This window comes from Rhodococcus sp. NPDC003318, from assembly GCF_042879035.1.
GTDB lineage: Bacteria > Actinomycetota > Actinomycetes > Mycobacteriales > Mycobacteriaceae > Rhodococcus_G.
This window is the reverse complement of record NZ_JBIAOU010000037.1, coordinates 1-13,290: the sequence shown is the minus strand read 5'-3', so window position 1 is coordinate 13,290 and position 13,290 is coordinate 1. Positions and strand designations below refer to the sequence as shown.

Sequence of the window (13,290 nt, the reverse complement as noted above, 5' to 3'; positions counted from 1 at the left end):
GGCTGCAGCATCCACCCGATGATCGTCTCGAGAATCACGCCGAATCTCGAGTCCCCACATGCGAACGTGACAAACCTAACAAAGTCCTACTAGTCGTGGTCCGACTCGCGCCCCACCGACGGCGCCCAAATGCGCACCGAAGCCCGCTTCAAGCCGGGCCATGGCGATCGCCGCCTCCTCATGCGCGCGTGCAACGGTGCCGACAGGTCTCAGTCCAGGGAGGCGCTCATTGGCGGGCTCGAGACCTCGACGGTGGTCGGGGTGCCGTCGACGCGGGAGCCCTGCCGACGATGCCGGGGCGCCCAGTCCCTGGTCTCAGCGGAAGCCACATCACACTCCTCGATCGGTGTGAAACGCGATGGGAAAGCCTCGTCACCCGGCGGCCCCCTTCCTGCCGTCCGAGGTCTTCCCAGCGAGCAACTCTGCGAGTGCCTTCCTGTCGATCTTTCCGGTCGCGTTGGTCGGGAGTGACTCGAATACGGCTACGATCTCGGGTCGTTTCTGCCATGCGAGCCCGGCCTCCGCGACGGCGGTGCCGATCTCGTCGATCGACAGGTCCGTGCGACCCGATACAACTGCGGCACCTACTCTTTCACCGAGGCGTCCGCCCGGCACTGCGACTACCGCCACCTGCGACACGTCGGGGTGCCGAGCGACCGCGTCTTCGATCTCCCGAACGCTGAACTTCTCGCCACCGCGGTTGATGATGTCCTTCGAGCGTCCGGTGACGGTGACCTGTCCGCGGTCGTCCACCCAGCCCCGGTCCCCGGTCCGCATCCATCCGTCGGCGGTGAACGCGGTGCCGTCGAGGTTCCGGCGCACGTACCCGAGCATCATCTCGGGGCCACGAAGGAACAGTTCACCGACTTCACCCGCGGGAACGGGTTCTCCGGCCTCGTCGACCACCTTCAGTTCGACGCCTGGTGCGAGGCGACCGTCCGTCTCGGAGCGGTCCTCCACGGAATCGAGCTCGTTCGGAAGTGTGGCAGTGGGCAGTTCGGTCATGCCCCACGCGCGGTACGCCTTGATCCCGAGATCTTCGACCGACCTGATGAGGGCGGGCGGCACCGACGCGCCGCCGCAGCAGTACTGAACGAGCCTCGACCGATCTCTTCCCGTGCTCGCATACGCCTGCGCGAGTTCACGCAGGAACGGGGTGGCGCCCGCCATGTAGGTCGCGCCGTGTTCCTCGATCAGCTCGACGCACCGGTCTGCGTCCCATCGCTCCATCAGGATCGCGGCCGCCCCGACCTGTGCCGGAATCATGAAGCCCTGAAGGAGACCGGTGATGTGGGTCATCGGCGACGCCATGACCATCCGGTCCCGGAAGCTCAGCCCCCACCCCGTCACGGTCGTCCGCAACTCGTGTGCCAGGCCGGCGACCGAGTGCACCACGCCCTTGGGCTCCGATTCGGTTCCGGAGGTGAACAGAACGAGTGCCGGGTCGTTCGCTGCGGAGGGAATGGCCCCGGACGGTATGCCTCCGCCTCGCTCATCGGAGATCGCTCGCCAGCCGGGGTGCCGCCCGTCGGTGAGAAGCAGGACAGGCGGACGTACGCCGACCTCCCGGCAAGCCTCGAGGAACTCGTCTGGGTGGCTCCGGCGAGACGAGTTGCCGGTGGTGACAATGGCCGCCGGGCGGACCTGCTCGAGCGCGGCCTTGATTTCACGCAGGCCGTAGATCGGCACCAGCGGGCTGCTCACCGCACCGATCCGCCAGATTGCGGCAGCGACGGCGATGGCGTCGGGGCCGGTCGGCAACATCCAGCACACCAGGTCGCCACTGCGCACTCCACCGGCGACGAGTGCGGCGGCTACCTGGCGGGAGCGTGCCGCGAGCTCGCCGAAGGTCACCTGCTCGCGCTCGGTGACGGCAGCAATCCTCGTCGGCCATCTCGTGGCGCTGTCCTCCAGCAGAGAGCCGATCGTCTGTTCGGTCCGGAACCCGGCCCGCCGCCACGCCGCGACGCGCTCCTCACCGACGCGTGGATTCCACGACCCGATTGAGTTCACGGCTCGACCACCCATTCGGCAGGGCGCTTCTCCAGGAAGGCGCGGGGCCCTTCTTTCGAGTCCGGATGGCGATGGTGTCGTCGCACCAGCTCCCATCCGAGGTCGAGTTCTGTTGCGAGACTGCGCTCCTCGGCGAGGCGCATCACTCGACGACTCAGCCGGACCGCCTCGGGCGAGTTGAGTGCAATCCGTTCGGCAAGATCCATTCCACGCTGCATCAATTCATCGTCCCCCACCACTTCGGAGACGAGGCCGGCGACGAGAGCATCCCGCGCCGAGACCTGCTCGTGGCGACCGAGCAGAACCATTCGGGCGATCACGTCACGACGCACCCGCCCGCGCATCAGCAACGGCTCGAGGGCCGAGACCTGTCCCACACTCACGTGCGGGTCGAGGAAACGCGCGCTCTCACCGGCGATGGAGATGTCCGCGTCGGCAACGAAGTGCAGTCCACCTCCCGCGCAGACACCGTTCACCAGCGCGATCACCGGCACCGGCACTCGCGGCCCCGGCACGAACGCCAATTCCTCGGAGGCGGTGTCGCCGAGCGCCGGCCGATCGGCCGCGAGCATCGACACGTCGGCCCCGGAACAGAACGCCCGACCAGCGCCGGTGAGGACGACACACCGCAGCTGCGGCGTCGCGGATGCCGCAGCCCACAACGACGAAAGCGTATGCATCAGTTCGCCGTCCAGCGCGTTGGCAACATCCGGCCGGTTCAGGGTCACCACCAGTGTGTGTCCGACCACCTCCGCGAGAAGCGGCCCCTCGAGACGACGAAGTGACGCCGCCCATCCGTCGGTACTCACGCCTCCCCCTCTGGTTGACAAGAAGTCTTTTCAATCATATATAAGTTTTAACACACAATACCGGCCAGCTCGAGGAGTCACACGTATGCGCACGTCAATTCGGACACTTCCCCGCCCGGCGCCCCGCCGCGGCGCCCGCCACCGGTCGGCGTCTGCGCCCCGATTCCGGTCGACGACACGATGACCACCACAGACCCCGACGCAATCGACCTGAGCCTTGGCGTCGAGGCCCAGGAATTGCGGGTGCGTCTGCGCGAGATGCTCGCCGAGATGCTGCCCCCGACATGGTCCACATCGTTTTCGAACGACCCCGACGTTCAAGCAGTAGTCGAACGTGTCTGCCACCGGCTCGGCGAGGAACGACTCCTCACGCTGAGCTGGCCACACGAGTACGGCGGGGCCGATGCCGACGTCTGGCAGCAGACGGTGCTGCGTGAGGAGATGTGGGCGCACTTCGAACCACGCGGCCCGCAGTACATGGGCCTGAGCTGGGTCGGTCCGACTCTCATGAAAGTCGGTACGCCCGAACAGCTTCGGCGCCACCTGCCCGCCATTGCAGAAGGCAGGGCGGTGTGGTGCCAAGGGTTCAGCGAGCCGGACTCCGGAACCGACCTGGGGTCGTTGAAGCTGAACGCACGACGTGACGGCGAACGTTGGCTCCTCAACGGACAGAAGATCTGGACGTCGTACGCCGGCCTCGCCGATTGGTGTTTCCTGGCAGCCCGCACGTCGAAGGGGGCGCGAAAGCAAGACGGGATCACCATCTTCCTGGTCCCGATGAACAGTGACGGCATCACCGTGCGGCCGATCCCGTCGATGATGGGCGACCAGCACCTCAACGAGGTCTTCTTCGAGGACGTCCAGGTCGGTGAGGACGCGGTCCTCGGCGAGATCGGCGGCGGCTGGGACGTCATCAAGCTGGTCCTGACCCATGAACGCGTGGGCATCCCACGGTACGCGCGGGACGAGAGGGTACTGGCCGAGTTGGCTGGCCATGCGTCGTTGCAGGACACGCTGACCGCGCAGGCATACGCGCAGACGCTCGTCCACACCAGAGTGGCCCGGCTCCTCAACTACCGTGCCATCGCGCTGAGCGAGGGCGGGATGCTGACCGACAGGGAAGCCTCGGTAGCACGCATGGCGTCGGTACAACTCGACCAGGAGGTCGCACACCTCGCCCTCGAAATGGTCGGGTCGGACGGACTCGTTCCCGACCGCGACGCAGGTCTCGTGGGCCGGCTCGAAGACGTGTTCCGGTATGCGCGCTCGGCGACGATCGCGTCCGGGACGATCGAGGTACAACGAATGTTGGTTGCACGCAACGTGATCGCGGAGGTCAAGGATGAATCGTAACTGGCCTGCAGAGGCGCTCAGCTATCAGGAGACGGTGGCGCGGGCCTTCCACGCACTCGGCGGAGTCGAACTCGCCCGCAAGGCGGAGCTGAATCGGGAATTCCGAGCGAGCACCGTCCGACCCGTGCTCGAACAGCTGGACCTCCTGACCCTGGACATCTGGGGCGACGAAGCCGAATCCGCGGCCGCTGTCCTGGCCGTCAAGGAAGCCGGGGCCGTCGTACTACCCTGGCCCCTGACCCACGGATTGGCTGTGCCTGCCGGTGTTCGCGACACCGTGGACGGCTTCTATCTCACGAACGGACCCGTACGGCGACTCGACCACGCCGACCTCTTCGACCGCGCGATCGCATTCGACACCGACGCGTCCACCGCACATGTCCTGCTCTCGCACGAACTCTCGACCGCTCCACTCGATCCCTTCGCGGTTGCCGTCGACATGAACGAGCAGGTGACACTGGACGACAGCGATCACGCGGTGACCGCGCACTACCTACTCGACGCGTTCTGGGTCGCCGGCGCGTGCCGCACGACGGTCGAGCTTGCGGCCCGACACGCACGCGACCGGAACCAGTTCGGGGTACCCATCGGCAATTTCGGCGAGATTCGCTGGCATCTCGCCGACATGGTGCTGGCCCGCGACGGGCTCGACGAGTTGGCCTTGCACACCTGGTGGGAGGCTCGCCGAGGGCGCGCCGGACTGGTCGACCTGCTCGCACTGAGGCTGAACATGATCGAGGCCGCGACAACCGTACTGTCCCACGGGCATCAGGTCCTCGCGGCGATGGGCCTCTGTGAGGAGCACGACTTGACCATGATCGATCGTCACGTGCAGTCCGCACTACGCCGACCCGGCGGTGCGTTGAAGACCACGCGCCAACTGGCCGAATCCATTGCGACGGATGGATTCGCAGGTACGTTCGCCGTCGAACCCTGGAGTGCGTGACAGTCGGACGCCCGGGCCGCGCGGCCCGGGCGTCCGACTGGGTGGCTACCCTAGCTCTTCACCGACGTACGTCGGTCGTTGAAGATGCGGCCACGCGTCAACGAGACCTCCTTACTGAGGCTGACCGGAAGGGACGCCCCCTCCGAACCTCCGAGGATGTGTCCCTGGGACGCGCGGGCGTGCGAACGGGAAAGATCCGCGGCGAGTTCGGCGTCGCCTGCCTCGATAGCGTCCACGAGCCGACGGTGCGCCTTGACCACCTCGGAACGCAGCTTCGGCACCGGGTACTTGTCGGAAGCGGCGACCTGGTCGGCCCAGTCCTCCTCCTGGCTGGACCACAGCGCCGCCAGCGCGCCAGCCACCAGTCGAAGGGTGTCGTTTCCGCAACCGTCGATGACGGCATCGTGGAAGTCGCGACCCGCTCGGGTGAAGTCGGTTTCGTGCTCGACCAACTCCGACTGTCGGTCGACGAGGCTCCTCAGCTGCGGAACCAGGTCGTCGGCCCGGTCGGCACGCTGCGCCGCATAGCGGGCGCACACCGGCTCCACCTCGGCGATCGCGCCGGCGAGATCGGCGAGCGAGACTCGTTCGTACTGAAGCAGCAATCCGAGGCTGTACGCGGTTCCCGACATGCTCGGAGCACGGACCACCGAGCCACCGACGTTGCCGCGACGGACTTCGATCAGGCCTTCCGCTTCGAGAATCCGCAGCGCCTCCCGAAGAGGCGGACGGCTCACCTGGAACTCGCGGACGAGCTCCTCCTGCGGCGGGAGCAGATCACCTTCCCTCAACACTCCGGTGATGATGCGCTCGCGCAGCTCCTCCGCCACCATCTCGGCGATCGACGGCTGAGAGAACCTGGGCCGCCCTGCCACACGCGTGCCTTCTACACCCGCACCCATATTCGCCGTACCTCCAGTTCTCAATCCCGTCAATCTTAGTGCAGAAAGACCGGACCGCCCACATCGGAATCAACAGTCTTGTCAATCCTATCAAAGATAGTAAGGTAACCAGGGTGCTGTCATCATCCAACACTTCGCTGCGAGAGCAGCGCTGGGAGTCGCTCGCCCCGTCCGAGGAGGCTCGCGATCTCGCCCGCACCGCGCGTGACCATTTCACGTCACTCGGATCACTCGGGCTCACCCGTCGCGCCGTGGTCGGCGACCGTGACGTCGACGAGCTGTGGTCTGCCCTGCTCGAGGCCGGCTATCCGCAGATCGGGGTTCCCGAGCAGTTCGGCGGGGTCGGTGACGCCATCGACCTGACCGTTCTCCTCGAGGAAGCCGGGCGCGCCCTCCTCGCAGTCCCACTGCTCACGACAGTGGCCGCGTGCCAACTTCTCCTCGAGGCCGGACTCGGCGACGACCGGCTGGGTCAGCGACGCAGCACCGTCGGCGTGGCCGAAGGACGCGTGCGGGACGCGCGCGTCACCTGTGGACCGGTTCGCGTCCTCCACGGCGCCGACGCCGACTCCGTCGTACTGGTCGTCACCGGGGACACGAGCGTGCACGTCGTGGAGGTCGACCTCCCCTCCCCCGGCGCCGTCATCTCGGGCTCGGTGAACGACCTGGATCCGTCCCGACCGATCGCCGAGCTCACCCTCACCGATGTCGAGGTTCGCCGGCACGAGGGGTTTCCCACGACCGACTACCACCAGCTACTCGGCCCCGTTCGCATGTGCATCGCCGCCGACCTCGTCGGGGTCGCCGCCGGCGCGTTGGAACGGACGTTGCAGCACGTCCTGGACCGCCGCCAGTTCGGCAGGCAGCTCGCCGCCTTCCAGGCCGTCAAGCATCAGATGACGGACGCCTACGTCCGCGTGGAGAAGGCACGCAGCCTCGTTCTCGGCACCGCGCTCGCGGTGCGCGACGAGCCCATGCGACCACGCACGGGACAGTTGTCGCTGTTCGCGCTCGGCAGCTCCATCGACGCGGCGGTCGACGTCGCGTCCCGCTGTGTCCAACTGCTCGGCGCCATGGGCGTGACCTTCGAAGCCGACGCACACCTGTACCTCCGCCGTTCGCACCAAACAGCATTGGCACTGGAGTCGGCGTCCGCCGCATTCCGCGCCGCCGCGGAGATCGAGAGGGAATCACATGTCTGAGCCGGTCGCGGAATACCTCCAGTTCCTCGATGAGGTTCTGCCCTCCGACTACGACGAGCGGTATCCGCAGTACCGCCACGACACCTCGCTTCGACGCGACTTCCAGGTCGCGGCGTTCGACGAGGGGTGGCTGATCCCGGACTGGGAGCACGGGCTCGGTGGGCGCGGGCTCGCCGCCACCGACGCGCTCGGTGTCCGTCTCGCGGGCGCGGCCCGGAAAGTCCCTCGCTACCTGAACATCCAGGGCGTCGGCGTCGCCGCCCCCGCACTCAAGGGCTTCGGGACACAGGACCAGCAGGACCGCCTGCTTCGCCCGGCGCTGCGCGGCGATCACTGGTGGGCCCTGGGGATGTCCGAGCCCGATGCCGGTTCCGATCTGGCCTCGCTGCGCACCACGGCGGTACTCCGGGGCGACACGTTCATCGTGTCGGGCCAGAAGATCTGGACCACCCAGGCGGACGAGTCCCAGTGGTGCACACTGTATGTGCGAACCGATCGCGCGGCGCCGTCACACCGCGGAATCTCGTGTCTCCTACTGGACATGGCATCGCCGGGCGTCGAGGTCAGGCCAATCCCGACCGCTGCGCCGTCGATCGAAAACTTCTGCGAAGTCTTCCTCAACGAGGTCGAGATACCGGCGTCGGCGCTCCTCGGCCCCCTCAACGAGGGATGGCGCGTAGCGATGTCGAGCCTGACCCACGAACGCGACATGATCTGGATCAACACCTGGCTCGAGTCCACCCGAGCACTCGAACCCGCCGTACACCAGAACGACTTTCCCGGCGAGCGGCTCGACACACTCGGTCGAGCGCTGGCCGACACCGAAGCCATCCGGATCACCGGCCTGCGCGCGGCTGCCGCGCGGCTCCAGGACCAGCCCGCCCCCTTCGCCGACATCCTGAAGCTGGTCGGCTCCGAAACCGTACAGGGCTCCGCCCGCCTGTCTCTCGAGACCGCCGGCCTGGCGGCTCTGGACGACCAGGTCACTTTCGACGAACGGATGGAGTCCCTCGCAGCAACCATCTACGGCGGGACCTCCGAGATCCAGCGGAACATCATCGCTGAACGAGTCCTCGGCCTTCCCAAGTCCTGACACCCACATCATCCTCGCCGACGAAAGGTCGCAACTGTATGCCCGCCGACAACAAATCCCTCGACGGTCGAGTAGCCCTGGTCACGGGCGCCGGCCGGGGCCTCGGCCGCGTCATCGCCGAATCCCTCGCCGGTGCCGGGGCACACGTCTGGGTGGTCTCGCGCAACCAGACGGAACTCGACGAGGTGGTCACCGGTATTCGTGCAGCTGGAGGAAGCACCGACGCGGCCGCGGTCGACCTGCAGGACGGCGCCGCACTGGACGCGCTCCGGGACCACGTCTGCGAACGAAACCCGGTGGTGGACATCGTTGTCAACAATGCGGGCATCAACCGCAAGAAGCCCGTCGTCCCGGTCCCGGACGAAACCGCAGGCGCACAGCCCGGCGCAGGCCCAGTCGACCTGGCGATGACCGACGACGACTGGAACTCGATCCTCGACACGCACGTACGCGGATCACTGCACCTCATCCGCGCCTTCGTACCCGCGATGCTCGCACAGCGCCACGGCCGCATCGTCAACATCGGATCGAGCAGCACACTCAGGTCACCTGACTACTGCGTCCCCTACCAGATGGCAAAGGGATCCCTCGACCATCTCACACGCGGACTGGCCAGGGAGTGGGCACCATACGGGGTAACCGTCAATTCGATTGCACCGGGACACTTCCGAACCAGCATGACCAAGGCACTGCACGACAGCGAAGACGGCCAGACCTGGCTGCGCCAACGCATCCCGATGCGCCGCACCGGCAATCCCGCCGAGCTCGGTGCACTCACAGTCCACCTCGCAGGCGACCTCGCCTCATTCATCACCGGACAGACGATCTACGTCGACGGCGGGGAAACGCTGTAACTCGCCGGATCGTCGCTTCGTCCTCGCCCCTCTCAGGAGAACCATGGCACTTCCCCCGATCCTGAAGGACCGGCTTCGCCTGCCCGTCGTGGCTTCGCCGATGTTCATCCTGTCGAACCCGGACCTGGTCATCGCCCAGTGCACCTCCGGCATCGTCGGTTCCTTCCCGTCGCTCAACGCGCGGCCGCAGCCGCAGCTGCGGGAGTGGCTGACCCGGATCACCGAGGAACTCGCCAAGCACGACGCCAACAACCCCGACGCGCCGTCGGCGCCGTTCGCGGTGAACCTGATCGTGCACAAGTCCAACGACCGCCTCGAGGAGGACCTCGCGACGATCGTCGAGTTCGAGGTGCCGATCGTGATCACCTCGCTCGGTGCGCGCACCGACGTCAACGACGCGATCCACTCCTACGGCGGCATCGTGCTCCACGACATCATCAACGACCTGTACGCCCACAAGGCGATCGAGAAGGGCGCCGACGGTCTGATCGCCGTCTCCGCCGGCGCGGGCGGGCATGCGGGCACCCAGTCGCCCTTCGCGCTGCTGCAGGAGATCCGGCAGTGGTTCGACGGCCCGGTGCTGCTGTCCGGGTCCATCGCGCACGGCCGGTCGATTCTCGCCGCACAGGCCGCGGGCGCCGACCTCGCCTACATCGGTTCGGCGTTCATCGCCACCGAGGAGGCGGGCGCCGTCGACGGGTACAAGCAGATGGTCGTCGACTCGAAGGCCGACGACATCGTGTACTCCAACCTCTTCACCGGCATGCACGGAAACTACCTGCGCGGCAGTATTTCCGCGGCAGGACTCGATCCTGAGAACCTCGCGGTGTCGGACCCGTCGACGATGAACATCGCCAGTGGTGCCAGCGGAGGCTCAGGTTCGATTCGGGCGTGGCGCGATGTCTGGGGCGCCGGCCACGGCATCGGCGCGATCGACGCGGTCGTGCCCACCGTGGACCTCATCGCGCGACTCGAAGACGAGTACAACATCGCCTGGGACACGCTACTTCTCAAACAGAACTGACCATGAATCACAGCACTTCCTACCCGAATCAACCAAGACAAGGATCTGCCATGAGTGGTGCGAGCATCGTCGGAAGGTGGAGCCTGCAGTCCTGGGTGACCCGCAGTGAATCCGGCGCCCTGGACAATCCGTTCGGTGAGCATGCCGAAGGCAGCCTTGTCTACACAGCCGGCGGCTGGGTCAGCCTGCACCTGGCTGCCGATGACCGTCCTCGGCAACCTGCGAGCCTCCTGGGTGCGTCCGGAACCACCTCCGAGCGTGCCGCCGCGTATTCCTCGTACGTCGCGTACTGCGGCACGTACCACGTGGAAGGGGACATCGTGGTACACAGGGTGACGAACAGCCTCTATCCGAACTGGCTCGGATCCGAACTGCGACGTATCTTCTCGTTAAACTCGGATTCTCTGGTGCTCGCAATGCCCACACCCGAGGGCCAGGAACCACTCGTCAACGAACTTCATTGGACACGAATGGAATAGCCTCGCGGGACGCGACGCTCACACCGTCGCCGCGGCAACCTTGGCCACCCAGTTCTCGACGGCCGCCGCGGTGGTGACGGTGCGGTCTCCGAGCATGGTGAAGTGGTCGCCGGGAACGTCGACCACTTCGTGCGCGAGAGGCCACACGGGTTGCCAGCTGGCGGATGCACTCGACGGCGGGTCAGCGGCACGCACGAGAAGTGTCGGAGCGCTGATTGCCTCTGGTGCCCAATCCCTTTCCAGGATTCGCAGATATGCGCCCATCGCAGCGAGCTGAGCACCGTCGGTACCGACAGCCGTGATCTCTTGTGCAACACGATCCAAAAGCAACGGCTTCTCGTCGGCGTCGTGGTGGGTGTCGAGCAACACCAGCCCCACCGGCCAGATTGCGCGAGACTCAAGCTCCCGGACGACCGCGTGCGCAATCAGCCCACCGGACGAGCGAGCCAGGACGACGAACGGCTCGTCGCAGCCCGCGCCGATCAGTGCATCGACGTACAGACGAACCAGCGAATCGAGCGATGCCGCGACTGGCTCCCCGGAGACGAAGCCAGGTGTTCGTAGCGCCACGACGTCGCGCTTCTCGGCAAACGACTCTGCGAGTTTGGCGTATTCGAGCGGTCCGCCGGTGGCGACCACGGACGGTATGCAGATCAGCTTCGGGCCGTCGCCACCGGTTGCCAGTGGTGTCGGCGTGATCGCGGGCAACGCGCTCCCCGGCATCTCGAATGTGGGCAAGGCGGGCGACGCGTGTCGGACCATGGAGAACGCGTCCGAGGCGTGCCCGTTCGCGCAGAGTCGGGCGAACAGGTCGCTGAGCGAGCTCAGGTCGTCCGCGGGAGATTCACCGACTCCCAAGTGGTGTGCGAGGTGATCGGACAGATCTTCGAGTGTCGCGAAATCGAGGACGATCGTCTCGTGCAACCGGACGCCCGTCGCGGCCGTGAGTCGTCGGCGCAGTTCGATGGCGGCCAGGGAGTCGAACCCGAGATCCTTCACCGCGAGATCCACCTCGACGTCGCGCTCACGCCCGTAGCCCAGCACCGACGCCGTCTCGCGTCGCACGAGGTTGATCATCTCCAGTCGGCGTTCGGCCTGGTCCGCGCCCGCGAGTCTCTCGGCCAACGTAGGTTCCGCCGAGCCTCTGAGCGAGTCGGCGTGCAGCGCGGCGGTAGGGTCCTGGACGACCTCGGATGTCCCGCCGGCGAGGACCGAGGGCCGTTTAGGTTCACGCCAGTAGCGTTCACGCTGGAAGGCATAGGTGGGAAGGTCCACCGGTCGGCTGCCGCGTCCATCGAATAGTGCAGACCAATTGACTGCGACGCCCTCGACGAACAGTCGCCCGACCGCTTCGAGCAAGGCCCGGACCTCCGGCCTTCCCCTACGCAGGGTGCCGGCGCAGACGACCTCGTGATTCGCGAGCACGGTCGAGGCCATGGCGGTGAGCACGCTGTCGGGGCCGATCTCCAGGAACGCCCTCGCTCCAGCGGCGCGGAGCTGCGTCACACCGTCGGCGAATCGGACGGGCTCACGGATGTGGTCCGCCCAGTACCTCGCAGAGCACCAGTCCGTCGCGTCGACGATTCGTCCGGTCAGGTTGGAGACGCCGGGAATCACCGGGGCACGGAACGTGACCGTTCGCAAGACCTGTTCGAATTCGACGAGTACGGGTTCCATGTGCCGCGAATGGAAGGCGTGGCTGACGCGTAGCCGATTCGCCTTCAAGCCGCGCCGCAATGCCCGCTCCACAACCGCGGCCACGGACTCCTCGTCGCCCGAGACGACGACAGCTGCCGGCCCGTTCACCGCGGCGACCTCCACGCCGCCGATTCCCGCGGCCAGTGCCACGACCTCCGACTCGTCGGCACCGACGGCCGCCATCGCCCCGTCGGTGCGTTCGATCGACTGCATTAGCCGGGCGCGGGCGGCGACGACGGTGCAGGCATCCTCGAGCGTCCAGACGCCTGCGGCGTAGGCGGCGGTCAACTCTCCGATCGAATGACCCGCCACGAAGGCTATCTCCATGCCCCACGATCGGATCAGCGCCAGCATCGACGCCTGGACCGCGAAGATCCCGACCTGCGCGTTGCCGGTCAGATCCAGGTGCTCAGTGGGCCCGTCGAACGCGACCTCCTTCAAGTCGACGTCGAGTAGCGAGTCGATACGATCGAACTCGGCCGCGAACACCGGAAAGGTTTCGTAGAGCTCACGCCCCATCCCCACCCGTTGACTCCCCTGACCAGTGAACAGCACGGCCAGTGGCGATGCTCCGACACCGGAGGTGGCCTGCTGCTCGATCAGGCGAGAATCGGCGACCGGTTCACCGCGGTCCACGATCACCACGCCGCGGTGTGCGAGCCGGGCCCTCGCCTCGACGAGGGAGTGGCCGACGTCGAGCGTGCAGTCCCAGACGCGTTCACGAACCCGCGCCGCCTGATCACGCAGCGCCGCCGGCGAATTGGCCGACAGTATCCACGGTGTGGCGGGAAGGGGTGTGCGTTCGCCCCGGTCGGACGCATAGTCGGGAACCTGCTCGACAATCACATGCGCATTCGTCCCACTCACGCCGAACGACGACACACCCGCCCGCCGAACCCGACCCACCTCAGGCCACA

Annotated in this window: 11 protein-coding genes; 7 read left to right on the top strand and 4 right to left on the bottom strand. The window is 66.7% G+C overall.

Annotated features, from left to right (window positions below; translation table 11 throughout):
- Positions 1-372 precede the first annotated feature (372 nt).
- Together ACFYVR_RS26565 and ACFYVR_RS26560 are read right to left on the bottom strand one after the other, a co-directional pair.
- Positions 373-2,013, bottom strand: a complete 1,641-nt coding sequence (locus ACFYVR_RS26565; protein WP_387479257.1) for a class I adenylate-forming enzyme family protein — start codon at positions 2,011-2,013, stop codon at positions 373-375.
- A complete protein-coding gene (locus ACFYVR_RS26560) occupies positions 2,010-2,822 on the bottom strand; it encodes an enoyl-CoA hydratase/isomerase family protein (RefSeq protein WP_387479254.1) in 813 nt (270 codons plus the stop codon). The genes ACFYVR_RS26565 and ACFYVR_RS26560 overlap by 4 nt, the downstream gene beginning before the upstream one ends.
- Before the next feature lie 180 nt (positions 2,823-3,002).
- Here ACFYVR_RS26560 and ACFYVR_RS26555 point away from each other — a divergent pair, with 180 nt between their 5' ends.
- Together ACFYVR_RS26555 and ACFYVR_RS26550 are read left to right on the top strand one after the other, a co-directional pair.
- Positions 3,003-4,175, top strand: coding sequence for an acyl-CoA dehydrogenase family protein (locus ACFYVR_RS26555; protein ID WP_387479251.1), 1,173 nt, complete (start codon positions 3,003-3,005; stop codon positions 4,173-4,175).
- Positions 4,165-5,121 (top strand): acyl-CoA dehydrogenase family protein, encoded by a 957-nt coding sequence (locus ACFYVR_RS26550; RefSeq protein ID WP_387479248.1) that lies wholly within the window; start codon positions 4,165-4,167, stop codon positions 5,119-5,121. The genes ACFYVR_RS26555 and ACFYVR_RS26550 overlap by 11 nt, the downstream gene beginning before the upstream one ends.
- A 50-nt stretch (positions 5,122-5,171) precedes the next feature.
- On the opposite strand, the gene ACFYVR_RS26545 is transcribed toward ACFYVR_RS26550, so the two are convergent.
- Positions 5,172-5,996 carry a FadR/GntR family transcriptional regulator gene (locus tag ACFYVR_RS26545; protein ID WP_387479241.1) on the bottom strand — a complete coding sequence of 275 codons (825 nt, stop codon included), beginning with the start codon at positions 5,994-5,996 and terminating at the stop codon, positions 5,172-5,174.
- Positions 5,997-6,136: 140 nt separating this feature from the next.
- On the opposite strand from ACFYVR_RS26545, the gene ACFYVR_RS26540 reads away from it, so the two are divergent.
- The 5 genes from ACFYVR_RS26540 to ACFYVR_RS26520 are packed head-to-tail and all read left to right on the top strand — an operon-like array spanning position 6,137 to position 10,675.
- Positions 6,137-7,225 (top strand): acyl-CoA dehydrogenase family protein, encoded by a 1,089-nt coding sequence (locus tag ACFYVR_RS26540; protein ID WP_387479238.1) that lies wholly within the window; start codon positions 6,137-6,139, stop codon positions 7,223-7,225.
- Entirely contained in the window at positions 7,218-8,318 is a 1,101-nt protein-coding gene (locus tag ACFYVR_RS26535; RefSeq protein ID WP_387479235.1) for an acyl-CoA dehydrogenase family protein, read from the top strand. Before ACFYVR_RS26540 ends, ACFYVR_RS26535 begins: the two co-directional genes overlap by 8 nt.
- Before the next feature lie 38 nt (positions 8,319-8,356).
- Complete coding sequence (locus ACFYVR_RS26530; RefSeq protein WP_387479232.1) at positions 8,357-9,172, top strand: SDR family NAD(P)-dependent oxidoreductase; 816 nt, start codon at positions 8,357-8,359, stop codon at positions 9,170-9,172.
- A gap of 43 nt (positions 9,173-9,215) precedes the next feature.
- Positions 9,216-10,196, top strand: a complete 981-nt coding sequence (locus tag ACFYVR_RS26525; RefSeq protein ID WP_387479229.1) for an NAD(P)H-dependent flavin oxidoreductase — start codon at positions 9,216-9,218, stop codon at positions 10,194-10,196.
- Between the two features lie 50 nt (positions 10,197-10,246).
- Positions 10,247-10,675: a lipocalin-like domain-containing protein gene (locus ACFYVR_RS26520; protein WP_387479226.1), complete on the top strand. Its 429-nt coding sequence runs from the start codon at positions 10,247-10,249 to the stop codon at positions 10,673-10,675.
- An 18-nt stretch (positions 10,676-10,693) separates the two neighbouring features.
- Here ACFYVR_RS26520 and ACFYVR_RS26515 read toward each other — a convergent pair whose 3' ends face one another.
- A complete protein-coding gene (locus tag ACFYVR_RS26515) occupies positions 10,694-13,255 on the bottom strand; it encodes an acyltransferase domain-containing protein (protein WP_387479260.1) in 2,562 nt (853 codons plus the stop codon).
- Between the last annotated feature and the right edge of the window lie 35 nt (positions 13,256-13,290).